General features: G+C 61.0%; 21 protein-coding genes and 1 pseudogene. 10 read left to right on the top strand and 12 right to left on the bottom strand.

What is annotated here, in order from left to right; genetic code table 11:
* Window positions 1-115: 115 nt before the first annotated feature.
* Window positions 116-814 (bottom strand): orotidine-5'-phosphate decarboxylase, encoded by a 699-nt coding sequence (pyrF, locus tag AC3WK5_RS17300; RefSeq protein ID WP_162491267.1) that lies wholly within the window; start codon window positions 812-814, stop codon window positions 116-118.
* Window positions 815-1,120: 306 nt separating this feature from the next.
* On the opposite strand from pyrF, the gene AC3WK5_RS17295 reads away from it, so the two are divergent.
* From AC3WK5_RS17295 to xopAW, 3 genes are all read left to right on the top strand, one after another.
* Window positions 1,121-1,885: a response regulator gene (locus tag AC3WK5_RS17295; protein WP_103319086.1), complete on the top strand. Its 765-nt coding sequence runs from the start codon at window positions 1,121-1,123 to the stop codon at window positions 1,883-1,885.
* The gene (locus tag AC3WK5_RS17290; protein ID WP_103319084.1) at window positions 1,885-2,925 is read left to right on the top strand and encodes a sensor histidine kinase; all 1,041 of its coding nucleotides are present in this window, start codon (window positions 1,885-1,887) and stop codon (window positions 2,923-2,925) included. Before AC3WK5_RS17295 ends, AC3WK5_RS17290 begins: the two co-directional genes overlap by 1 nt.
* Before the next feature lie 111 nt (window positions 2,926-3,036).
* Window positions 3,037-3,876: a XopAW family type III secretion system calcium-binding effector gene (xopAW, locus tag AC3WK5_RS17285; RefSeq protein WP_103319081.1), complete on the top strand. Its 840-nt coding sequence runs from the start codon at window positions 3,037-3,039 to the stop codon at window positions 3,874-3,876.
* A gap of 168 nt (window positions 3,877-4,044) precedes the next feature.
* Here the strand turns inward: xopAW and AC3WK5_RS17280 are convergent, their stop codons facing one another.
* The 10 genes and pseudogenes from AC3WK5_RS17280 to AC3WK5_RS17235 all read right to left on the bottom strand — a co-directional run bounded on the left by AC3WK5_RS17280 (window position 4,045) and on the right by AC3WK5_RS17235 (window position 12,856).
* Entirely contained in the window at window positions 4,045-5,097 is a 1,053-nt protein-coding gene (locus tag AC3WK5_RS17280; RefSeq protein WP_103319079.1) for an AI-2E family transporter, read from the bottom strand.
* Between the two features lie 71 nt (window positions 5,098-5,168).
* Window positions 5,169-5,975, bottom strand: a complete 807-nt coding sequence (locus AC3WK5_RS17275) for a DUF4892 domain-containing protein (RefSeq protein ID WP_103319077.1) — start codon at window positions 5,973-5,975, stop codon at window positions 5,169-5,171.
* A gap of 23 nt (window positions 5,976-5,998) precedes the next feature.
* Window positions 5,999-6,658, bottom strand: coding sequence for a glutathione S-transferase family protein (locus AC3WK5_RS17270; protein WP_103319074.1), 660 nt, complete (start codon window positions 6,656-6,658; stop codon window positions 5,999-6,001).
* A 50-nt stretch (window positions 6,659-6,708) separates the two neighbouring features.
* Window positions 6,709-7,560 (bottom strand): alpha/beta hydrolase, encoded by an 852-nt coding sequence (locus AC3WK5_RS17265; RefSeq protein WP_103319072.1) that lies wholly within the window; start codon window positions 7,558-7,560, stop codon window positions 6,709-6,711.
* On the bottom strand, window positions 7,557-8,363 hold the full coding sequence (locus AC3WK5_RS17260) for an alpha/beta fold hydrolase (protein ID WP_103319070.1): 807 nt from the start codon (window positions 8,361-8,363) through the stop codon (window positions 7,557-7,559). The genes AC3WK5_RS17265 and AC3WK5_RS17260 overlap by 4 nt, the downstream gene beginning before the upstream one ends.
* 301 nt (window positions 8,364-8,664) lie before the next feature.
* Window positions 8,665-9,108 (bottom strand): hotdog fold thioesterase, encoded by a 444-nt coding sequence (locus tag AC3WK5_RS17255; RefSeq protein ID WP_103319068.1) that lies wholly within the window; start codon window positions 9,106-9,108, stop codon window positions 8,665-8,667.
* Between the two features lie 30 nt (window positions 9,109-9,138).
* A pseudogene (locus tag AC3WK5_RS17250) lies at window positions 9,139-10,806 on the bottom strand (AMP-binding protein).
* Window positions 10,807-11,005: 199 nt separating this feature from the next.
* Window positions 11,006-11,455, bottom strand: coding sequence for a phosphohistidine phosphatase SixA (gene sixA / locus AC3WK5_RS17245; protein WP_054593406.1), 450 nt, complete (start codon window positions 11,453-11,455; stop codon window positions 11,006-11,008).
* Window positions 11,452-11,799, bottom strand: coding sequence for a DUF4389 domain-containing protein (locus tag AC3WK5_RS17240; RefSeq protein ID WP_054593407.1), 348 nt, complete (start codon window positions 11,797-11,799; stop codon window positions 11,452-11,454). Before AC3WK5_RS17240 ends, sixA begins: the two co-directional genes overlap by 4 nt.
* Before the next feature lie 31 nt (window positions 11,800-11,830).
* Window positions 11,831-12,856, bottom strand: a complete 1,026-nt coding sequence (locus AC3WK5_RS17235) for an NAD(P)H-dependent glycerol-3-phosphate dehydrogenase (RefSeq protein ID WP_054593408.1) — start codon at window positions 12,854-12,856, stop codon at window positions 11,831-11,833.
* A 196-nt stretch (window positions 12,857-13,052) separates the two neighbouring features.
* Here AC3WK5_RS17235 and AC3WK5_RS17230 point away from each other — a divergent pair, with 196 nt between their 5' ends.
* The 7 genes from AC3WK5_RS17230 (at window position 13,053) to AC3WK5_RS17200 (ending at window position 21,610) form a co-directional block, all read left to right on the top strand.
* Complete coding sequence (locus AC3WK5_RS17230; protein WP_103319066.1) at window positions 13,053-15,176, top strand: TonB-dependent receptor plug domain-containing protein; 2,124 nt, start codon at window positions 13,053-13,055, stop codon at window positions 15,174-15,176.
* Between the two features lies 1 nt (window position 15,177).
* A complete protein-coding gene (locus tag AC3WK5_RS17225) occupies window positions 15,178-16,107 on the top strand; it encodes an ABC transporter substrate-binding protein (protein ID WP_103319064.1) in 930 nt (309 codons plus the stop codon).
* Entirely contained in the window at window positions 16,104-18,002 is a 1,899-nt protein-coding gene (locus AC3WK5_RS17220; RefSeq protein WP_103319061.1) for an ATP-binding protein, read from the top strand. Before AC3WK5_RS17225 ends, AC3WK5_RS17220 begins: the two co-directional genes overlap by 4 nt.
* Window positions 18,003-18,248: 246 nt before the next feature.
* Window positions 18,249-18,764, top strand: coding sequence for a 3-hydroxyacyl-[acyl-carrier-protein] dehydratase FabA (gene fabA, locus AC3WK5_RS17215; RefSeq protein WP_010211704.1), 516 nt, complete (start codon window positions 18,249-18,251; stop codon window positions 18,762-18,764).
* Window positions 18,765-18,775: 11 nt separating this feature from the next.
* The gene (gene fabB, locus AC3WK5_RS17210; RefSeq protein WP_019692305.1) at window positions 18,776-19,996 is read left to right on the top strand and encodes a beta-ketoacyl-ACP synthase I; all 1,221 of its coding nucleotides are present in this window, start codon (window positions 18,776-18,778) and stop codon (window positions 19,994-19,996) included.
* Window positions 19,997-20,270: 274 nt separating this feature from the next.
* Complete coding sequence (locus tag AC3WK5_RS17205; protein WP_054593412.1) at window positions 20,271-20,687, top strand: OsmC family protein; 417 nt, start codon at window positions 20,271-20,273, stop codon at window positions 20,685-20,687.
* A gap of 62 nt (window positions 20,688-20,749) precedes the next feature.
* On the top strand, window positions 20,750-21,610 hold the full coding sequence (locus AC3WK5_RS17200) for a pirin family protein (protein WP_103319059.1): 861 nt from the start codon (window positions 20,750-20,752) through the stop codon (window positions 21,608-21,610).
* Between the two features lie 87 nt (window positions 21,611-21,697).
* On the opposite strand, the gene AC3WK5_RS17195 is transcribed toward AC3WK5_RS17200, so the two are convergent.
* Entirely contained in the window at window positions 21,698-22,426 is a 729-nt protein-coding gene (locus AC3WK5_RS17195; protein ID WP_103319057.1) for a dienelactone hydrolase family protein, read from the bottom strand.

Genomic DNA, 22,426 nt, shown 5'->3' with positions numbered 1-22,426 from the left:
AACCAATGTGGGAGCGGGCTTGCTCGCGAAAGCGGTGTGTCAGGCGACATTGATGTCACTGATACTCCCTCTTCGCGAGCAAGCCCGCTCCCACATTTGGATCTTCAGTGTTTGATCAGGCCAGTTCGGCCACGACGTCGGCCAAGGCTTTCGCCGGATCGGCTGCCTGGCTGATCGGACGGCCAATCACCAGATAGTCGGAACCGGCATCCAGGGCCTGGCGCGGTGTCAGGATACGGCGCTGATCGTCCTGGGCGCTGCCTGCCGGACGGATCCCCGGCGTCACCAGTTGCAGCGACGGATGCGCCGCTTTCAACGCCGAGGCTTCCAGTGCCGAACACACCAGGCCATCCATCCCGGCTTTTTCTGCCAGTGCCGCCAGACGCAATACCTGCTCTTGCGGCTCGATGTCCAGGCCAATCCCGGCCAGATCCTCACGCTCCATGCTGGTCAGCACGGTCACGCCGATCAACAGTGGTTTTGGACCGCTGCGCTGGTCGAGCACCTCGCGACAGGCCGCCATCATGCGCAGGCCGCCGGAGCAATGCACGTTGACCATCCACACGCCCATTTCCGCAGCCGCCTTGACGGCCATCGCGGTGGTGTTTGGAATGTCATGGAATTTAAGGTCGAGAAACACCTCGAAGCCCTTGTCACGCAAGGTCCCGACGATTTCCGAAGCGCAGCTGGTGAACAGTTCCTTACCGACTTTGACCCGGCACAGTTTCGGGTCCAACTGGTCGGCCAGCTTCAGCGCGGCGTCACGGGTAGGGAAATCCAGGGCGACGATGATAGGAGTCTGGCAGGCGGACATGAGTGGGCTCTCAGGCAAGTCGAAATCGGCGCGCATTGTAGCGGAACGCGAGCCCGTCCGGGACCCGATGATCGGTAAATCATCTTCAACAGTGCCGGTTGGCGGATGATAAACCCTGCACGCCCGGCAATTGTGTCGAAACAGATACACTCACGACACGCCCTCAACACCGCCCAGGGCTACCCTCGCCAACCGCAAGACTTCCTACAGCACTTCCCGCCTCACGGCCGGACGCCTTATGCTGAAGCCACAACCTCGCAGCCCATCTTTTGTGGTTGGCAGCCTCCCTGGCAGATGAACGTACGCATGCAAAATAGCCCTGCTCCTCTGAACGATGATCAAAAAGCTCCCGCAGCCGGCGAAGACAAACGCTGGAACACCCGCGCGCTGATCGTTGACGATGACGTTCCGATCCGCGAACTGCTGATCGACTACCTGGCCCGCTTCAACATCCACGCCAGCGGCGTTACCGACGGCGCCGCCATGCGCCTGGCGCTGCAAGCGGAGCATTACGACGTGGTGGTGCTGGACCTGATGCTGCCCGGCGAAGACGGTCTGTCGCTGTGCCGCTGGCTGCGCGCCGAATCGGACATCCCGATCCTGATGCTCACCGCCCGCTGCGAACCCACCGACCGTATCATCGGCCTGGAACTGGGGGCCGACGATTACATGGCCAAGCCGTTCGAGCCACGAGAGCTGGTCGCGCGGATTCAAACCATCCTGCGCCGCGTGCGCGATGACCGCACCGAACAACGCGCCAACATTCGCTTCGACAACTGGCGCCTCAATAGCGTGCTGCGTCAGTTGATCTCCGTCGATGGCCTGGTGGTGCCGCTGTCGAACGCCGAATTCCGTTTGCTCTGGGTGTTCATCGAACGCCCGCGACGGGTGCTCAGCCGTGAGCAATTACTGGATGCCGCCCGTGGACGCTCGATCGAAGCGTTCGATCGCAGTATCGATCTGCTGGTCTCGCGCCTGCGACAAAAGCTCGGTGACGACCCCAAATCGCCTCAGTTGATCAAAACCGTTCGCGGCGAAGGTTACCTGTTCGACGCCCGAGACATCGGCTGATGCGTGCGCGCTTCGATACGCTGTTCGGCCGCCTGTTTGGCGTGCTGTTGCTGGCGATTATCCTGGCGCACCTTCTGGCGTTCTTCTGGTTTCACCATTACGGCCATCCCCCGCCCCCTCCACCGCCGGAGTTTTCCGCCGGGTTCAATGGGCAACCGCCTCCGCCGTTCAAACACAGACCGCCGCGGCCCTGGTTTGGCGGCCCGATCGTACCGCTGACCTTTCAGCTAATCTCGCTGGTGATTGCCGCCTGGTACGGTGCAAAACTGCTGTCCCGGCCGATTCAACGCTTGAGCGCGGCCGCCGAGAGCCTCAGCGAAAACCTCGACAGCCCACCGCTTGATGAGTCCGGCCCCCGAGAATCACGGCAGGCGGCGCACACTTTCAACCTGATGCAGAAGCGTATCCGTGAGCAGGTGCAGCAGCGCTCGCGGATGCTCGGCGCCGTTTCCCATGACCTGCGTACGCCACTGTCGCGGCTCAAGTTGCGCCTGGAGCAGATCGACGACATCAAGCTGCAAGGGCAGATGCGGCAAGACCTCGACGACATGATTCGCATGCTCGATGCGACCCTCAGCTACCTGCACGAACAACGTACCAGCGAAGCCCTGCAGTGGATGGACGTGCAGGCGCTGATCGAATCGCTCTGCGAAAACGCCCAGGACCAGGGCGCTGACGTGCAGGCCAGCGGGCACTGTGCACCGTTGCAGGTTCAACCGATGGCCCTGCGGTCGTGCATCAACAACTTGCTGGACAATGCCTTGCGGTACGCCGGCCAGGCACTGATTACCCTTGAAGACAGCCGTGAACAGCTGATCATTCGAGTGATCGATCATGGTCCCGGCATCGCCGCCGAGAAACGCGAAGCGGTGTTCGAGCCCTTCTATCGCCTGGAAGGCTCACGCAATCGCAACTCCGGCGGCGTAGGCCTGGGCATGACCATCGCACGCGAAGCCGCCGAAAGGCTTGGCGGAGCATTAAGCCTGGAAGAAACCCCGGGCGGCGGCCTGACTGCCGTGGTCTGTCTGCCACGGGCCTGAACAGACTCTGTGTGCTGATTCGTACAAATTCCACATACCCACGACAACTGCTCCCCCGAGGCTGCATGGGCCGGTGCCTTCACCGGTTTTATCCATCCAGGGAGTGAGCCCATGATCGGCAGCGTCAGCAGTAACTCCAGCTATACCAGCGCCACCAGTGCGGCCTATACCGCCCGACTCCAGCAGCGTCAGAAAGAGTTGTTTGCCAAGCTCGACACCAATGGCGACGGAACCGTTTCCAAGGATGAGCTGAACAGCGCCCTGGCGAAGAAAAGCGACAGCCGCGTACTGAACAGCCTGAGCCAGCAATTCAGCAGCCTGGACAGCGATAACAGTGGAGGTCTGAGCAGCCAGGAAATGGCCGCCATGACGCCATCGTCCTGCCAAGCCCATAATGATCAGCCGCCCAGCACCGAACTGGCCGACAGCATGCTCAGCCTTCTGGACAGCAACAGTAATGGCAGCATCAGCAGCGATGAGCTGAGCGCAGGCCTGACGAAAGCCGGCAGTACTGCCGACAGCAAGAGCCTGTTTGCGGCGCTGGACACGAACAACGACGGGAGCGTGAGCAAGGACGAGCTGGTTGCCGCCCTCACGCCACCTCAGCCGCCGCAGCAACTGTCCAGCCAGTCCCTGTTTGGCCAGCTCGACACAAATGGTGATGGCAGCATCAGCACCAGCGAACTGAGTAGCGCCCTGGCCGCAACCTCGTCCACCAGCAGCTCCGACAATGGTGCAGCCCTGCTGAAGATGCTCGACACGGACAACAGCGGTGGCGTCAGCAGCAACGAGTTGAAAGCGGCGCTGCAAACAGGCAGCAGCCAGAACAGCGGCACCATCGATCAAGGCGCAGTCGCCGAGGCGCTGAGCAAATTGATCGTCAGCATGAACCAGCAGTACTCGCAGGCCAATACCCTGAACTCAAGCAAAAACCTGAGCGCCGCAGCCTGAGGCTATTGAACTCATAACCTGTGGCGAGGGAGCTTGCTCCCGCTGGACTGCGTAGCAGTCCCATTTTTAGGGCCGCTTCGCGCCCCAGCGGGAGCAAGCTCCCTCGCCACAGGTTCAGTATTCGGCTTAACTGATCGGCATTAGGACAAGCCCCCTCACCACAACTGATCAACGCTTTTCTTCAACCCGCGCCTGACTGTTACTCCAGTCGATCAACAGGCTGTACGCCACGGCCAACAAGGTCGGACCGATGAACAAGCCGATAAAGCCAAAGGCGATCAACCCGCCAAACACCCCAAGCAGCACGATCACCAACGGCAAGTTGCCGCCACGGCTGATCAGGTAGGGCTTGAGCACGTTATCGACGCCGCTGATGATAAACGTGCCCCAAATGCCGAGGAACACCGCCATACCGTACTCGCCCTTCCAGGCCAGCCAGGCCGTCGCCGGAATCCACACCAACGGCGGGCCCATGGGAATCAGGCTGAGCAGGAAGGTGACGATACTCAGCACCAGTGCGCCCGGAATACCGGCAATCAGGAAGCCGATCAGCGCCAGGATTGCCTGGGCGGCGGCAGTGCCGATGACCCCGTTGACCACCCGCTGCACTGTTCCGGCGACCAGCTCTATGTAATAACCGGCACGCTCGCCGATCAGCCGTTCCAGCAGACGGTGAGCAAACATCGCCAACCGTGGGCCGTCCCGATAGAAAAAGAACACGAAAACAATGCTCAAGGTCAGCTCGAGAATCCCTCCGCCGATCTGCGCACTGCGCGCCAACAACCAGTTGCCGACCTGTCCCAGATAGGGTTTGACCGCCAACAACAGCGCCGCGCCTTGCTGATCAAGGCTGTTCCAGAGCCCAACCAGCCGCTCGCCAACCAGCGGAATCCCGGCCAGCCACACCGGTGCCGCCGGCAAGCCGTCAACCTGAACGTCCTTGATGAACACCGTGGCATCGCGCACATGATCGGCCAGGTTAAAACCGAGCCACACCAACGGCACCGCCACCAGCACCATCCAGCCGAGCGTCAGTAACGCCGCCGCGAGGGATTCGTGACCATTGAGCCAGCGAGTCAGCAAGCGCATCAGCGGCCAACTGGCGAACGCCAGCACCGCGCCCCAGAACAGCGCCGACCAAAAGGGCGCCATCACCCAGAAGCTGGCACCGAACAACACCAGGAGCAGGATCTGCACCAACAGGCGATCGTTATTGATCATGAAAAATCTCGAGCAAGGTCAATCAACAAAGAGTAGGCGAACGGCCAATGGCACGTTCGCCGAGGGAAAAACTATCGCAGGAACTCGATGTGCAGACCAGTTGCCGGCACATTGCCGAGCTCCATCCGCGCCGCACGCACGCCCTGCCCGACCAGCGCCTGACGCCAGGCTTCGGCATTGGCTCCGGAAACACTGACGCGCAAAGTCGTATCGAGGTTCAAGCCGCGCGACAGCAACGTCAGCCAAATCGGTTGCGGCTCCCCCGTCAGCCGCGGCAGGTCCAGCACGCCGGTGTCCTTGAGCTGACGCAACAGGGTCGCCGAGGTCGGCAACAACTCGCCCAATGGCGTGCTGGCGTCGAACTGCTCGACGTGCAGATAGGCTTTTCGATTGCCGCGAGTGATGCTGTAAAGCGCCAACAACGAGTTGTCCTGCGGTGCCGCGAGTCGCAGCAGCAGGTAAGCCTGTTGATCGTCGGCACCATAGAGTTTGGCGTTGCCGAACACTTGATTGGCCCACAGGCTGCTTTCGCCGCAATCGCGGGCCTGGCACCAGAACAACAGCTCGGCCCCCTGCTTCTGCAAGGCTTCGCGAGCTAGGGTGAAGGCCTCGGTGGACGAATGCTCGGGCGGCAACTCGTAGGTCACCGAGGTTACTTTTCCGCGGGCACTGACCTGGCCATCAAAACGTAGCTGGCCGCTGATTTTGCGGATCGAGCCCATGGGGTAGATCCGTTCAAGCTCGGCAGCCGGGCGATAGTCGACGATCTGCGCATCGGCCAGACGCGGCACCAGCGGCAAATCGTGACTTCCCGGTACATCGGCGGCAAACACCAGCGAACTGAAACACCCCAGCCCCAACAAACAGATCAAGCGCATGCTGTTCAACCTTGAAGGTACTCTCATCGGATCAGCATGGCCTGAGCGCCTTTGACGACATTCGCGTCGTCGTTACGCGGCGGAATCTGCAAGCCACGCTGCACCGCCGGGCGAGCTTCCATCGCCGCCATCCAGCGTTGCAAGGCGGGTAAACCGTCGACCGAAACGCCAGACCACTCATGACCACGGACCCACGGATAAGTGGCGATGTCGGCAATGCTGTAGTCATCGGCCAGGTACTCGGCAGTTTCCAGGCGCGTGTTCAGCACTTCATACAAACGCCGGGTTTCATGCTGATAGCGGTCGATGGCGCCCTGAAGCTTTTCCGGGAAATAACGGAAAAACACATTGGCCTGCCCCTGCATCGGGCCAATCCCGCCCATCTGGAACATCAGCCACTGGATCACCACCGAACGTCCTTTCGGGTCTTTGGGCAGCAGTTTTCCGCTCAGTTCAGCCAGGTAGATGAGAATCGCGCCGGATTCGAACACGGCGAAATCACCGTTGTCCCGGTCGACAATCGCCGGAATCCGGCCATTGGGATTGATCTTGAGAAACGCTGGAGCCTTTTGTTCCTTTTTGTCGAAACTCAGGACATGCACCGTGTAGGGCATGCCGAGTTCCTCGAGCACGATAGAGACCTTATGGCCATTCGGAGTCGCAGCGGTGTAGAGATCTATCATGGTTGTCTCCCCTTTCAACCCGCCCAGCCTCGACAGTTGCCCGCTGCAAGTCAAGGAACGGCGAAGAACCGATTGAAACAGTCTGCAACAAGGGCGGCGCCGGGCTCGTCATTCAGGTGCAAATGATGGCCGCCAGGCAGCTGTTCACGGCTAAAGGGTAGACGCTCCAGCAATTCCGGGTGTTTGGCGAGCATGCCGTCAGCGGCAACCACCAATTGCGCAGGACAACTGATTCGCTGAACGAAGGACATCGCCTGTTCATCGGTCAGGCGCAGTGGCGATGCCAGCGTCAGGCGACTGTCGGTGCGCCAGGTGTAGCCGCCCGGCACCGGCATCAACCCCCGCTGAGCGAGTAACTCGGCGGCTTCACGACTGACTGCAACCAGGCCTTTCATACGGGCTTCGATGGCGCGATCCAGGGTGTGGTAGACCGGTTTGCGCTTTTCTTGCAGATCCAGCTGCGCTTGCAGGGCCATGCCCATGCGTTCGGCGGCGTTGTCGTGAGCGGCGGTGGGCGGAATCACCCCGTCGATCAGCGCCAGATGCGTCACGCGCTCGGGCAAGGCACCGGTGAGCACCACCGAAACGATTGCACCCAAGGAATGGCCAAGCAGCGCAAACCGCTTCCAGCCCAACTGTTCGGCGACTCGCAACACGTCGTGAGCATAATCCCACAGCGCATAACCGGCACCCAATGGCCGATGCCCGGAATGCCCGTGGCCGGCCATGTCCAGCGCGACAACGCGCAGCCCTTCAAGCTTCGGCGCCAGGCGCGCAAAGCTGTTGGCGTTGTCGAGCCAACCGTGCAAGGCAATCACCGGCAGACCGTCTTCAGGGCCGAACAGGTGCGCGGCCAATTCGATGTGCGGCAGGCTCAGGCGGACTTCTTCGACGCTGCTCATGCGCAACTCCGCTCGTTGCGCCCGTCCCAACGGCCGAACAGGTTTTTCAGCAACGTTGCGGTGTCTTGCGGGCGTTCAAGGGGGAACATGTGACCGCCGGGCATGGTCAGCGACTCGCCCTGCGGCATACGCCCGACGAAGCTTGCGTGATGACGCATGACCACTCGGCTCTGCCGGCCTCGAACCACCGCCAGCGGTACTTTCAACTGGCGAGGACGGCCTGGACTGGTGTGCGGAACGCCACGGTAGATGCTGATCTCGGTGGCCGGATCAAAGCGCAGGCGCAGGCGATCACCGACCTGGTGCAGGCCGTGTTGCAAGTACGCATCGAGGCAGTCCGGATCGAAACCGCGGAACAGGGTTTTACCGGCGAAATAGCTGCGCGCCGATTCCAGGTCGGCGAACTCCTCGCGACGCCCCAACGTGCGACCAGCCGGGGTCAAGCGGTCGATAAAGCCAAAACGCTTGGCGGCGCGGATAACCCATTGATCGGGGCGGGTCAGCACCGGCGAATCCAGCATCACCACGCCACGATACAGCTCTGGGCAACGCAAGGCCGCGTGCAGGTGCAAGACGCCACCAAAGGAATGGCCAACGCCCCACACCGGCTCGGGTTGCTGTTTCAGGTGATGGATCAGTTCGTCGACCAGGTTGTGCCAGTTATCGTCGGCCGGGAACCGCGGGTCATGGGCGTGCTGCTGCAGATGCGCGACCTGATACTCCGGCGCCAGCGCGGCAAACAACTTGCCGTAGGTGCCTGAAGGAAAGCCATTGGCATGGGTGAAAAAGATCTGCTGCGGCATAACGGCGCGTCCATAAACGAAATCAGGTGTTGATTGTCCGTAAGACGCAAGCCTACAGCAATGACCGTAACTGCCAGGAATGATGACAGTCAGGCCAAGGCTATGGGCAATTCAGCCCCGTGCGAGCTGTTGTGGCGAGGGAGCTTGCTCCCGCTGGGGTGCGCAGCGGCCCCAAAACCTGTGCTCGCATATCGACAGACACTCCGCGTCAATCAGGTTTACGACGGCTGCGCCGCCGAGCGGGAGCAAGCTCCCTCGCCACAGTAAACCCTCTCGTCACCGAGTCTTACCCGGTAAAAAATCAACGAGCCGGCGGTGTTTCACCCAGCGGCACTACTGCCATGGTCAACCGCGACACACAGCTGGCCTTGCCTTCATCGCTGCTCAAGCGAATATCCCAGACGTGCGTGGTGCGGCCGATATGAATCGGTTTCGCCACCGCCGTCACTCGACCGCTGCGCAGACCACGCAAGTGGTTGGCGTTGATTTCCAGGCCCACGCAATAGAATTTGCTGGGGTCGATGCACAGGAAGCTGGCCATGGAACCGACGGTTTCGGCCAGTACCACCGAGGCGCCGCCATGCAGCAAACCGTAGGGCTGGTGGGTGCGATGGTCGATGACCATGCTGGCGGTCAGCGACTCGTCATCAAACGCCTCGAAGCGTATATCCAGCACTTCGCCGATGGTGTTTTTCTGAATCGAGTTCAGCTGTTCAATGTTGGGAGCGGTACGCCACAGAATCATCACTGCATCCTTCGTTGGTTTTATTTCAGGTCAATCCTGCCACAGCACCGCTTCGCTGCGCGCACTCCATTCTTCAAACCGTGCGCCATACACGGCCTCGATCACGTTGCGCTTGATCTTCAGTGTCGGCGTGAGAAAGCCGTTTTCCACCGCCCAGCTGTCCTTGACCACCACCAGTTGGCGCAGGCGTTCGTGTTTATCAAGGGCGCCATTAACCTCGTCGAGCAAGCTTTCCAGGCTCGACTGCAAGGCATTGCGCGCCACGCTGGCGGCGTCCTGCAAACCCACAGCCGAGAGCACGCACAACCCAAGTGGCGCACTCAGGCCGTCACCGACCACACACACCTGTTCGATACGTGAATGCACCGCCAGACGGTTTTCGATCGGCGCCGGTGCGACGTATTTGCCCTTGCTGGTCTTGAAGATTTCCTTGAGCCGCCCGGTCAGGCGCAAGTTGCCTTCGGCGTCTTGCTCGCCCTTGTCACCGGTGCGCAGAAAGCCGTCCTTGGTGATCGTCTCGGCGGTTTTCTGCGGCTCCTTGAAATAGCCGAGCATGGTCGCACCACTGCGCACCAGCACCTCGCCCGAATCCTCGATCCGCACCTCCACCTCCGGGCACGGCTTGCCGATCCAGCCAGGCTTGTTCTGGCCCGGCAGGCAAATATGCGAATAGCCGCAATTTTCGGTCATGCCATAGACCTCAAGCACCTCCAGCCCAAGGCGCTGGTACCAGTGCAGCAAGGCTTGCGGCACTGGCGCGGCGCCCGACAAGGCTATGCGCAAGGCATCCAGCCCCAGACCTGCAAGCACCTTGTGCCCGACCCGCTTGCCGATGATCGGCAAGCCAAGGAGAAAATCCAGGCGCTTTGCCGGAATCCTGCTGTACACGCCCATCTGGAATTTGCTCCAGATGCGCGGCACGCCGAACAGCGCCGTGGGCCGCGCACGCTGCAAATCGCTGAGAAACGTGTCGAGGCTTTCAGCAAAAAATACCGTTTGCCCGGTATAGATCGACGCCAGCTCGACAAACATCCGCTCGGCGACGTGGCACAGCGGCAGGTACGACAGCAACCGGTCCGACCCATTGAGGCCAAACAACTGCGTGCCGTGAGTCGTGGCGAAGCCCAGGTTGCCGAAGCTGTGCATCACGCCTTTGGGCAAGCCGGTAGTGCCGGAGGTGTAGATGATCGTCGCCAACTGGTCGGCGTCGGGCGTTGGGTCGTCCTGTATCGGTGAGCTGCGTTGCAGGTCGGCCCAACTGAAATCAAAGTCACCCGCGGGACACTACGGCAGGCTGATGGTCGGCAGATCAGCGCTGACGCCTCTGGACATGCCCGGCCAATCGTCCAGCTTGCCGATGAACGCCAGCGCGGCTTCGGAATGTTCGAGCACCTGGGCCACCGAGTCGGCGGTGAGGTTGGGGTACAACGGAACGGAGACATGCCCGGCCATCCAGATCGCCAGGTCGGCAACGATCCAGTGCGCACAGTTTTTCGAGATCAGTGCAATGTGGCTGCCTTGAGGCAGCTCCCGGGCGCGTAGCCAGTGAGCGGCGCACCGAGCCTGATGGCCGACGTCGGCCCAGGTCAGTGTCTCGACCTGGCCACCGCCCATCGGCTGTACCAGAAAGCGCTGGCGGGGATGGCGAGCTTCACGCTCGTAGAACACTTGCAGCGGCAAACGAAAAGCGGCGGACATGCGATGCGCTCCTTTTTGTTCGATGTGGCGGCAAGCGTAGTCCAACCAAGCAATTGCTTGGTTGGCTATTTCATACAAAAAATCAGGAGCGATTCCTTACCTGTGGGAGCGTGGCTTGCCCGCGATGCAGGCGCCGCGGTGCATCAGGTATGCCGTGTTGATGCCATCGCGGGCAAGCCACGCTCCCACAAAGCCCGGATTACGGGTTCTTGACACTATTGAGCGTCATGCCCCCGGCCAACGGCAAATCAGCTTCCAGCTCGGCGAGGCTGGCCGTGCTCATTGGCTGCGGCGCACGCAAATGGCCGTGCTGCAAGTAGCCGATCAAGCTCCCCACCAGCGGGTTATGACTGACCAGCAGGACGTTATCCTCCGTATCGAGCCGATCGACGACGGTCAACGGATTGCTGTCTGGCGCCAGCCAGGTCTCGGTGCGGATCTCCGGCTCAAAACCCAGCACCTCACGCACCAGTTGCGCAGTCTGCTGCGCCCGCATGTACGGGCTGGCGATGATCGCCTGAATCGGCTGGCCGATCAGTTGCGCGGCACTGCGCAGCACTTCTTCGCGGCCATGTGCAGTCAACTCCCGCTCAGCATCGCTACGGGCGTGAGACTCGGCTTCACCGTGGCGCAACACCCAGAGTTTCATAGCTTTGGCTCCTCATCACGGGCCGGATGCGGCGCTGGCGGGACAGCGTGCGGGGCCTCGCCTTCCGGTGCACGCGGTGTCGGCCAATCGGCGAATGGCCACGGTTTCTGGTCGCTGTGGAAACTGCCGAAGCGGCCGATCTGCGCCAGGAACTGGCTGAGGCTGTCACCGAAGTTCATGAGGCCGGCGTTCGGTGCACCGTAGATCAACCGATAGATGAGCTGCACCAGCACCACGGCGCCGAGGATCAATTGCGCAACTTGCCAGACCAGCACATACACCAGCATCCACAGCACGCGCAGCAGGATGGATTCGTACTTGGCTGCTACTTTTGGATCGTTCATGTCTCGCTCCCTGCCTCTGTAAATTGAGTACTCAGTTGAAACCGCTGGTGGAGATGAAATCGACATCGGTTTTCGGCTCGCCGCGCATCAACAGCTCAATCACCTGATTGAGCGTGCGTCCTTCAAACAGGATCGCATGCAAACCGGCGACCAACGGCATGTAAACCCCGACTTCCTGGGCCTTGGCCTTGAGCACCTTCAGCGTGTTGACGCCCTCGGCGACTTCACCAAGACTGGTCACCGCCTCTTCCAGGCTCATGCCCTGGCCAAGGGCAAAACCAACCTGATAGTTACGGCTTTTCGGTGACGAGCAGGTGACGATCAAATCGCCCACCCCGGCCAGCCCCAGGAACGTCATCGGGTTGGCCCCCTGATTCACCGCAAAGCGGGTCATTTCCGCCAATGCCCGGGTGATCAGCATGCTCTTGGTGTTTTCACCCATGCCCAACGCCACCGCCATGCCGGCGATGATCGCGTAGACGTTTTTCAGTGCCCCGCCCAGTTCCACACCATAGCGGTCGGCACTGGCGTACACGCGAAAGGTCCGACCGTGCAATGCCGCCTGAACCCGCTGGCAGAGTTCTTCGTCTTCACTGGCGACCACTGTGGCGGTCAGCGCGTGTTCGGCCACTTCACGGGCCAGGTTCGGCCCGGACAACACGCCGATGCGCGCTTGCGGAGCGATTTCCTGAAGGATTTCGCTCATCAGCTTGAAGGTGTGGGCCTCGATGCCTTTGGTCAGGCTCACCAGCAACTTGCCACTCAGACGCTCGGCATAGGGTGCGAGCACCGAACGCAGGGCGTTCGAAGGCAATGCGACGAAACACAGGTCGCACTCATTGAGGGTAGCAAGCAAGTCGGTGACCGGCTCCACCGCAGGGTGAACCTTGATGCCCTTGAGGTAGCGTGGATTCTCGCGGTTGACCCGAATGGCCTCGGCCTGTTCAGGGTCGCGCATCCACTGCCGGACCTGATGACCGTTCTCGGCCAACAAATTAGCCACGGCGGTACCAAAACTTCCGCCTCCCAGGACCGCAATCGGGCGCTGTTCAGTCATATGCAATCCGTTAATCCATACCAGTGGCGATAGCCGCATTATACGGGGCGGTCCAGCGTCGGCCAGCCCCTCTATCAATTAGCGGCACTTGTAGGAAGCAGACCTCCAAAACCTGGGAAAATGCCGGTAACGTGACTGGAAAACTCGAACAGCTCGGTTAACATGCGCGGCAATCAACTGCGATCAAGGCTGTACCGTGTCTGTTGGCCCTCCTCACCTTCGCTCCTCGCTGGTTCTGGCGCTGATGCTCAGCGACCCGTTGTTGGCCGATGACCTGTTTCTCGACAACACCGCGCTGCCCCAGGTATTGACTGCCACCCGACTCAAACAGTCGGCGGCCGCCGTGCCCGGAAGCATGACGGTAATCGACAGCGAACTGATCAAGGCCAGCGGTGCCCGCGACATCAGCGAATTGCTGCGGCTGGTGCCGGGGATGATGGTCGGTAACGTCAGCGGCAACCAGGCTGCAGTGAACTATCACGGCACCAACGCCAGCGAAGCGCGACGCATGCAAGTGTTGATCGACGGCCGTTCGGTGTACCGCGCAGGTCTGGCGACCGTGGACTGGAGTGACATTCCGGTGGCCATGGAAGACATCGAGCGCATCGAGGTGTTCCGTGGCCCGAACACCGTCAGCTATGGCGCCAACGCGCTGATGGCGGTGGTCAACATCATCACCCGCGCACCGGCCAACAGCCATGGCACGCGGCTGAAAGTCACTCGCGGTGAACGTGGGATCAACGACTGGTACGCCAGCCAGGGCACTGGCTGGGAAACCGGCGACCTGCGCTTGTCGCTGTCCGGCCAGGAAGACCATGGTTTCGACTCGAACCGCCTGGGAGCAGACTACCGCGACAGTCGCCGCTTGAACCGCGTCAACCTGGCCGTCAGCCAGACGCTCAATGAGCAGCAAAGCATCGATTGGCAACTGAATGCCAAAGACGGCACCAACCAGCGGCCTTATACCTACCGCCCGGTGTTTTCCGGGATTACCTCGGCGGGCGACAACTCTGACGTGATCGCCAAGGATTACGCCGGTTCGTTGCGCTGGAACCTGGAGCTCAACCCGGATCACAGCCTTTACGTCCAGGGTTCGGCGCAGCACTGGGATCGCCAACAGGTCTGGCGCGCCTGCGACGCCGAAGTGTCGTTCAGCCCGCAGCTCACCCAACTCTGGCAGCTCGATCCCAACTATGCCGAGCGCCTGGCGCGGCACATGGAAAGCTATACCGGCACCGGTGCACCGCACGGCACGCCGACCGAGCAGGCACTGGCCAACCAAGTGCTCGATCAATGGAAAGGTGGCGCCAACCGCACCGTCTGCGGTGACATCGACCAGAGCGCCCGCGAGTCGCGCTACGACCTGGAATTGCAGGACACCCTGAGCCTGTCCGACAGTCTGCGACTGGTCAGCGGCATGAACTATCGATACGACCGGGCCGACTCCGAAACGTACTTCAATGGCACGCTCGACGACTCTATCTGGCGGTTGTTCGGCCAACTGGAGTGGCGCGCCAGCGAGCACTGGCTGTTGCAAGGCGGTGCGATGTACGAAAAAACCGAATTGGTCGGCGACTCGCTAACCCCGCGCGTGGCAATCAATTACCTGATCAACCCGCGCCACGGCCTGCGCGCGGTGTATTCGGAGGCCATCCGCTCGCCCGACATGTTCGAGAACAACGTCAACTGGAGCTATCAGGTGACCAACCTCAGCCCCGGTGCCTACGGTCAGTCCAGTGCCCGTTACTTCGTCAAGACCCGAGGTCCCGGCAACCTCGCTCAAGAACACATGCGTTCGCGGGAACTGGGGTATAACGGCTTCTTCGCTGACCTTGGGCTGAACGTCGACGTGAAACTGTTCTACGACGAAATCACCGACATGATCAGCGAGCCGCTGCGCAACAATCAGTACATTGCCAGCAACAGCAATGCCTCGCGCTTCAGCGGCTCTGAAACCCAGCTTGACTGGCGTGTCAGCACCGCCGACCGGCTGCGCCTGACCTACGCCTATGTCGATGCCACGGCCAGTAACCCTCTGGACGAACAATTCAGCGCACGCAACAGCGGCTCCGCCGGTTGGCTACGCGATTGGGGCAATGGCTGGAACAGTGCACTGTTCTACTATGGCGACGACGCACTGAATGGCTACCGCTTCGAACGTATCGACACGCGCATCGCCAAACGTATTGCGCTGGGCAAAGCCAATCTCGAACTGGCCGGTATCCTGCAACAACGCCTCGACAGCCAGCCGACCACCTTCGTCGACAACAACTACGACTCGCGCCATGCGCTCTACTTCAGCGCCGAGTTAGAGTTCTGACATGGGCCTCAACCAGACACGTACCCGCTCCCCCCGAAGCCGCCGGCCTTGGGTTTGGGGACTGTTGCTTGTCTGCCTGGGCAGTTTGCCCGTGCGTGCTGCCGACGTGTTGCTGACCGGCGCCGAGGACAGTCCCGGCGTGCAGGCCTTTACCCGCGCCCTGGCCGAGCAGCGCCCCGAAGACACGGTGCGCTTCGCACGCCTTGCCGACCTCCCCGCGCCGTCCCGGCTACCCGACGCGACCCGACTGATCCTGCTTGACCTGCCGAGCCTCGACTGGCGCCTGCAAGACAGCGAAGGGCCGGCGACGCTGGTGCTGCGCATCAGCCGCCTGCAAGCCCATCAGCGCCTGGGTAATGCCCTGCCCCTGCACCTGAGCCTGCTATGGAGTGATCCACCGCCGGGCCGCCAACTTCAGCTGATCCAGGCTCTATTGCCGCAAGTCCGACGGGTCGGCGTGCTGTACGGGACGAACAGCGAATTCCTGCTCAAGGAACTGCACCACGCCGCGCACCGGCTGGGGCTGGAGATCGTCGCCGAACGTTGGGACAACACCAATGACAGCCGGCCTCTGCAAACCCTGTTGAAGAACAGCGACGTACTGTTGGGGCTCGACGACCCTGACCTGTACAACCCGAAAACCGCCAAGAATCTGCTGCTCAGCAGCTATGCCCGACAGCTTGCGCTGATCGGCCCCAGCGCCGGGTTCGTCAAGGCCGGCAGCCTGGCCAGCACCTACAGCGATCAGGGCGATTGGCTGGCCGTTCTGGATAACGTGCTTGACCGTCCACCGGCCAACTGGCCGCGCACCCTCTATCCGCAGCGCTTCAAGGTATTAAGTAACCCGCAAGTCGCTCGTTCCTTAGGCATAGAACAAATTGACCCCACGGCTGTTGCAACACAGTTGGCCGAAGGAGAAAACCGCCCATGAACCTGCGTCGCCATTGGGGCATCAATACCCGCACCCAGATCATCAGCCTCGGCCCGGCGCTGCTGCTGACGTTGCTGCTGATCAGCTTCTTTACCGTCGTGCGAATTCAGGATTTACGCCAGGAGCTCAATCACACCGGCCAACTGATCGCCAATCAACTGGCCCCAGCCACCGAATACGGGGTGATCTCCGGCAACAATGAGGTGCTCGAAAGCCTGATGAAAGCCTCGCTGACAACGCCGCACGTGCGTTTTCTCGAGGTGCAGGACAACGCCAACAAGGTCTTGGTGCACGTCGAGCAGCCTTCGGAAAACCGCCAACGCTCGCAACAGATCGAAGTTTTTCAAGCACCGGTGCGCTTGCAACGAATCAGGCTCAGCGACGATTTCCTGCAGGGGCCACCACCGGCAATCGGTCCTTCCGAAGACTATCTGGGGCGTGTCGTCGTCGGCATGTCCAACGATGCCTTCAGTCAGCGGCAACAGGAGATCCTGCTCAAGGCCGCGATCCTCGCACTGTTTGCCCTACTCTTTACCTTCCTGCTGGCGCGGCGCCTGGCCGCCAGCTTGTCGGAGCCCATCAGCGCCATGGGCAATGCGGTGAAAGCGATTCAGCAAGGCGACTACAAAAAGCCGCTGCCGATCGTCGACGATTCAGAACTGGGCGACCTGTCGCGCCACATCAACAACCTCGCCGATGGCCTTGAGCTCGCCAGCCGCGAGCAGCATCAGGCCATGGCGCAACTGATCCAGACCCGCGAAGAAGCGGAAAAGGCCAACAGCGCCAAGTCCGACTTCCTGGCGATGATGAGCCATGAATTGCGCACACCGATGAATGGTGTGCTGGGCATGCTGCAACTGCTCGAAACCACCCACATGACCGAGGAGCAGATCGAGTACGCCGCGCTGGCGTCGGAGTCTACCGAGCACTTGCTCAAGGTCATCAACGACATTCTCGACTTCTCGCGTATCGAACGCTCGGCCCTGGAGCTGGAGCACATCCCGTTCAACCTCGCCGAGCTGATCAACAGCTGCGCCCAGGCTTTCCAGCACAGCGCGATGCAACGCGGCCTGAGCCTGGAGCTGCAGATCCCGGACGACATGCAAGCCTTGCAGGTACAGGGCGACCCGACGCGGATCCGGCAGATCCTGGTCAACCTGATCGGCAATGCTTTGAAGTTCACCGAGAAAGGCCGGGTAACGATCGAGCCGCAGTGGCAATCGCTGGACCACGAACTGCTGTGGTTTACCTGCACCGTGCGCGATAGCGGGATTGGCATTTCGGCCGAAAGCCTGGAGTTGATGTTCAACGCCTTCCAGCAGGCTGACAGCTCGATCTCCCGACGTTACGGCGGCACCGGCCTGGGCCTGCCGATTGCGCGCACGCTGGCCGAGCGGATGGGCGGCACACTGCGTGCCCAGAGCGAGGAAGGCCGAGGCTCGGTATTCACCCTGGAAATTCCGCTGGCGCGGTCCAGGCAGACGCCACCGGCCCTGGCACCGCGCACGCCTGCCGGCAACGACCACGGCGAGGGGCGCAATGTGCTGCTGGTGGAAGACAATCCGGTGAATCGGACCGTCATCGAAGCTATGCTGCGCAGTCTGGGCTTTACTGTCAGCGTCGCCACCGATGGAGCGCAGGCGATACGCAGTGCCGAGAGCCTGATTTTCGAGGCGATTCTGATGGATTGCCGGCTACCGGTTATCGATGGTTACGAAGCCACCCGGCAGATCCGTCAACTGCCGGGCTGCACGGACCTGCCCATTATCGCCCTGACCGCCAACGCGCTGCAGGGTGACCGCGAGGCCTGCCTGTCGGCGGGGATGAACGATTATCTGGCCAAACCTTTCAAACGCGCTGATCTGCAGCAAATTCTGCAACGTTGGGTACGGTAGTAGGGAGTGATCCTCCATCTGCGACTGGCGTGAAAGGCGAAAGTGCGGCAGTCTTAGGCACCTTGACAGCTCGGAATCGGGCTTGAAAAATAATTTCAGTGCACAAGTGTACATTCATGTCCCTTGTGCTGTGACTTTCACCACAACGCAATAGTCTATGAGTAGGCTGCCGGTTCGAAGCATGAACGCTTCGAGCGGCCGGGAAGATTTGCCCCACCTGCCGCATGGGACTATTGAGGAGCTCGCATGACCAAACAAAACGCCTTTACCCGGGAAGACCTGCTGCGCTGCAGTCGCGGTGAGCTGTTCGGCCCTGGTAACGCGCAACTGCCCGCCCCGAACATGCTGATGGTGGATCGCATCACTCATATCAGCGAAGAGGGTGGCAAGTACGGCAAAGGTGAATTGGTCGCCGAGCTGGATATCACTCCAGACCTGTGGTTCTTCGCCTGCCACTTCGAAGGTGACCCGGTGATGCCAGGCTGCCTGGGCCTTGATGCCATGTGGCAGCTGGTCGGTTTCTTCCTCGGCTGGCAAGGCCTGCCGGGCCGCGGCCGCGCCCTGGGTTCGGGCGAAGTGAAATTCTTTGGCCAGGTTCTGCCGACCGCTAAAAAAGTCACTTACAACATTCAGATCAAACGCGTCCTGAAGGGCAAGCTGAACCTGGCCATCGCCGATGGTTCGGTCAGCGTCGACGGCCGCGAGATCTACACCGCCGAAGGCCTTCGGGTCGGCGTATTCACATCCACTGACAACTTCTAAGGGTTATCCGCATGCGCCGCGTCGTTATCACTGGTCTGGGCATCGTTTCGTGCCTGGGCAATGACAAAGAGACCGTCTCCGCTAACCTGCGTGCAAGCCGCCCTGGCATCCGGTTCAACCCGGAATATGCCGAAATGGGTCTGCGTAGCCAGGTTTCCGGCTCCATTGACCTGCCACTCGAAGAGTTGATCGATCGCAAGATCTATCGCTTCGTCGGCCACGCGGCGGCTTACGCCTACCTGGCCATGAAAGACGCCATTGCTGACTCCGGCCTGACCGAAGAGCAGGTTTCCAACCCGCGCACCGGCCTGATCGCCGGTTCCGGTGGCGCATCGACCCTGAACCAGATGGAAGCGCTGGATATCCTGCGCGAAAAAGGCGTCAAGCGCGTCGGCCCATACCGCGTAACGCGGACCATGAGCAGCACGGTTTCCGCTTGCCTGGCCACTCCATTCAAGATCAAGGGCCTGAACTACTCCATCGCTTCTGCCTGCGCCACCAGTGCTCACTGCATCGGCAACGCCATGGAGCAGATCCAGATGGGCAAGCAGGACGTCGTGTTCGCCGGCGGCGGTGAAGAAGAGCATTGGAGCCAATCGTTCCTGTTCGACGCCATGGGCGCACTGTCCAGCCAGTACAACGAGACACCGGAAAAAGCTTCCCGTGCCTACGACGCCAAGCGTGACGGTTTTGTCATCGCCGGCGGTGGCGGCATGGTCGTGGTCGAAGAGCTGGAACACGCTCTGGCCCGCGGCGCGAAGATCTACGCGGAAATCGTCGGCTACGGCGCGACTTCCGACGGCTACGACATGGTCGCTCCAAGCGGCGAAGGCGCCATCCGCTGCATGCAGATGGCCATGTCCACCGTCGACACGCCGATCGACTACCTGAACACCCACGGCACTTCGACTCCGGTCGGCGACGTCGCGGAAATGAAAGGCGTGCGTGAAGTCTTCGGCGACAAGGCTCCTGCCATCAGCTCCACCAAGAGCCTGTCGGGTCACTCCCTGGGCGCCGCCGGCGTTCACGAAGCGATCTACTGCATGCTGATGATGGAAGGCAACTTCATGGCAGGTTCTGCCAACATCGAAGAACTGGACCCGGAAGTGGCTGACATGCCAATCCTGACCAAGACTCGCGAAGACGCCACCATCAACACCGTGATGAGCAACAGCTTCGGCTTCGGCGGCACCAACGCCACTCTGGTCCTGAAGCGCTGGCAGGGCAAGTAACGCCCCGCTGCTTCGCTGCACATGAAAACGCCCCGACTGGTTCGGGGCGTTTTTTATTGGGCGTTTACAAATGTTGACCAGGTCGACTTCATCGCGGGCAAGCCTTGCTCCTACGGTTCGTGTGATCTGTAGGAGCGGGGGGGGCGCCCAGCCCTTGCCCGCGATTGCGCCGCCATGATTTCAGCCTGAGTGGAACACCTGAATCGCCAGATGCTCTATAACTGCAAGGTCTTTTCCTGACGCACACTCTTTCTTACTGCCCATGAGGTTTGTCATGACCATTACCGTCAATACCGAATCCAGCGAAGGTTTTCGTCACAGCATCCAGATCGACGACCATCAACTCTTCGCCGATGTGCCCAAAGCCTCCGGCGGCGAAGGTTCCGCGCCAGAGCCCCACGATTACTTCGACGCAGCGCTGGGCGCCTGCAAGGCCCTGACCCTCAAGCTCTACGCACAGAAGAAGGAAATCCCGCTGACCGGCGTCACGGTCGAGGTCAAGCGCGACAACAGCCAGGAGCAGAAAGGCAAATACGCCCTGCATGTCAAACTGACCCTCAAAGGCGTACTCACCGACGCCCAGCGTGAAGAGTTGCATCGTGTGGCCGACCGCTGCCCGGTGCACAAGCTGATGACCACCAGCGAAGTGACCATCGAGACTCACCTGTCTGAAGGCGCCTTCAGCCAATAGCGGCAAACACAGGCTGTGCGGGTTATGCTCAGCGGCATCACTCGTACAGCCTGGAATGCACCATGAACAGCCCGCTCGTGATCCGCCCACGCACCGAAGATGTCGAAGGCCAACCGATCCTGCGCCCGCTGCCGTCGGCCCAATGCCGCAGCGTCGGGCCTTTCGTGTTTTTCGATCACATGCTTGAAACCCGCTACCCGGCCGGCAAGGGCATGAACATCCGCCAGCATCCGCACATCGGCCTGTCCACCCTCACCTACCTGTTCGAAGGCGAACTCCAGCACAAGGACAGCCTGGGCTCTGACCAGATCGTGAAACCGGGCGACGTCAGCTGGATGACCGCAGGCAGTGCGATTGCTCACGTCGAGCGCACTCCAAAAGCCCTGTGGGATACCGATTTCAAGATGCACGGCCTGCAAATCTGGCTGGCCTCCCCCAAAGCGCACGAACAAGGTCTCGGCCATTACAGCCATCACCCGGCCGCCAGCCTGCCGGTCAGCGATAACCTCGGAGTGAAGATCAGGATGATTGCCGGCAAAGGCTTTTGCCTGGAGTCACCGGTGCCGGTGCTTTCCCCTACGCTGTACGCAGAGCTTGAGCTGAAAACGGCGACGACCTTGCTGATCCCCACCGAGCATGAAGAACGTGCGCTGTACGTGCTGGACGGTGAGGCCCAGCTCAATGGCGAGCCGATTGAACCGCACTCGCTGGTGGTGCTGCCTGCCGGGGAAGAAATGGACCTGTTCGCCGAAAGCGATTGCCACGTCATGCTGTTTGGCGGTGCCCCCATGGACGGGCCGCGCCGGATCAACTGGAACTTCGTCGCCAGCGATCCCGCGGTGATCGATGAGGCCCGCCGACGCTGGGCGGCCGGTGATTGGCCAACCGTACCGGGCGAGAGCGAGCGGATTGAACTGCCCTGAGATCTTCGGCGCCAGTTACACCGCTTTCGCGAGCAAGTCGAAGAGGCCCTCCCAGGCACCGAAACAACCAGTGCCCGAAACACAGCGTTAGCCGTTGAACACTTCATCCAGCAAGTTATGCATCGACACAAAGGCCCGCTTGGCGGTCTTGGCGTCGTACATCATCGTGCCCGGCACATTGGCGTGCGGATCGGTAAAGGAATGCACCGCGCCGCCGTAGCTGAGCAATTGCCAATCCACGCCTGCAGCATTCATTTCAGCTTCGAAGGCCGGCAGTTGCTCTTTCGCCACCAATGGATCGGATGCACCGTGCAACACCAGCACCGAGCCCTTGATGTTTTTCGCATCGGCAGGGTTCGGCGTATCCAGCGTACCGTGGAACGACACGGCAGCCTTGAGCGGCGCGCCGGTACGCGCCAGCTCCAGCGCACAGCAACCGCCGAAGCAGAAACCGAATGTCGCCAGTTTCGAGCTGTCGACCGCCGCTTCACCCTGGCTCTGCAAGGCAGCAAATGCCGCCTGCATGCGCTTGCGCAACAACGCACGATCATTCTTCAGCGGCATCATCGCCGCGCCCGCCTCGTCGCCATTCTGCGGGCGAATCGACTGCCCATACAGGTCAGCAATCAACACTACATAACCTTTGGCTGCGACCTCCTGGGCAATCTTCTCGGCCCCGGCGCTGACACCCATCCAGTTCGGCGCCATCAGCAAGCCCGGACGTGGGCCCGTGTGGCCGGCGTCGAACGCCAGACGACCTTCGTAAGACTGCCCCTCAATCTGATAGACCACGGAACGCACAGTAACTTGGCTCAT

It is taken from the genome of Pseudomonas sp. FW306-02-D09B, from assembly GCF_058782685.1.
This window is presented reverse-complemented; position numbering and strand designations above follow the sequence as displayed.

Excerpts from the sequence above, each read along its gene's own strand:
- pyrF (WP_162491267.1), bottom strand. The coding sequence starts at position 814 with ATGTCCGCCTGCCAGACTCCTATCATCGTCGCCCTGGATTTCCCTACC.
- AC3WK5_RS17295 (WP_103319086.1), top strand. The coding sequence starts at position 1,121 with ATGCAAAATAGCCCTGCTCCTCTGAACGATGATCAAAAAGCTCCCGCA.
- AC3WK5_RS17290 (WP_103319084.1), top strand. The coding sequence starts at position 1,885 with ATGCGTGCGCGCTTCGATACGCTGTTCGGCCGCCTGTTTGGCGTGCTG.
- xopAW (WP_103319081.1), top strand. The coding sequence starts at position 3,037 with ATGATCGGCAGCGTCAGCAGTAACTCCAGCTATACCAGCGCCACCAGT.
- AC3WK5_RS17280 (WP_103319079.1), bottom strand. The coding sequence starts at position 5,097 with ATGATCAATAACGATCGCCTGTTGGTGCAGATCCTGCTCCTGGTGTTG.
- AC3WK5_RS17275 (WP_103319077.1), bottom strand. The coding sequence starts at position 5,975 with ATGCGCTTGATCTGTTTGTTGGGGCTGGGGTGTTTCAGTTCGCTGGTG.
- AC3WK5_RS17270 (WP_103319074.1), bottom strand. The coding sequence starts at position 6,658 with ATGATAGATCTCTACACCGCTGCGACTCCGAATGGCCATAAGGTCTCT.
- AC3WK5_RS17265 (WP_103319072.1), bottom strand. The coding sequence starts at position 7,560 with ATGAGCAGCGTCGAAGAAGTCCGCCTGAGCCTGCCGCACATCGAATTG.
- AC3WK5_RS17260 (WP_103319070.1), bottom strand. The coding sequence starts at position 8,363 with ATGCCGCAGCAGATCTTTTTCACCCATGCCAATGGCTTTCCTTCAGGC.
- AC3WK5_RS17255 (WP_103319068.1), bottom strand. The coding sequence starts at position 9,108 with ATGATTCTGTGGCGTACCGCTCCCAACATTGAACAGCTGAACTCGATT.
- sixA (WP_054593406.1), bottom strand. The coding sequence starts at position 11,455 with ATGAAACTCTGGGTGTTGCGCCACGGTGAAGCCGAGTCTCACGCCCGT.
- AC3WK5_RS17240 (WP_054593407.1), bottom strand. The coding sequence starts at position 11,799 with ATGAACGATCCAAAAGTAGCAGCCAAGTACGAATCCATCCTGCTGCGC.
- AC3WK5_RS17235 (WP_054593408.1), bottom strand. The coding sequence starts at position 12,856 with ATGACTGAACAGCGCCCGATTGCGGTCCTGGGAGGCGGAAGTTTTGGT.
- AC3WK5_RS17225 (WP_103319064.1), top strand. The coding sequence starts at position 15,178 with ATGGGCCTCAACCAGACACGTACCCGCTCCCCCCGAAGCCGCCGGCCT.
- AC3WK5_RS17220 (WP_103319061.1), top strand. The coding sequence starts at position 16,104 with ATGAACCTGCGTCGCCATTGGGGCATCAATACCCGCACCCAGATCATC.
- fabA (WP_010211704.1), top strand. The coding sequence starts at position 18,249 with ATGACCAAACAAAACGCCTTTACCCGGGAAGACCTGCTGCGCTGCAGT.
- fabB (WP_019692305.1), top strand. The coding sequence starts at position 18,776 with ATGCGCCGCGTCGTTATCACTGGTCTGGGCATCGTTTCGTGCCTGGGC.
- AC3WK5_RS17205 (WP_054593412.1), top strand. The coding sequence starts at position 20,271 with ATGACCATTACCGTCAATACCGAATCCAGCGAAGGTTTTCGTCACAGC.
- AC3WK5_RS17200 (WP_103319059.1), top strand. The coding sequence starts at position 20,750 with ATGAACAGCCCGCTCGTGATCCGCCCACGCACCGAAGATGTCGAAGGC.
- AC3WK5_RS17195 (WP_103319057.1), bottom strand. The coding sequence starts at position 22,426 with ATGAGCCAAGTTACTGTGCGTTCCGTGGTCTATCAGATTGAGGGGCAG.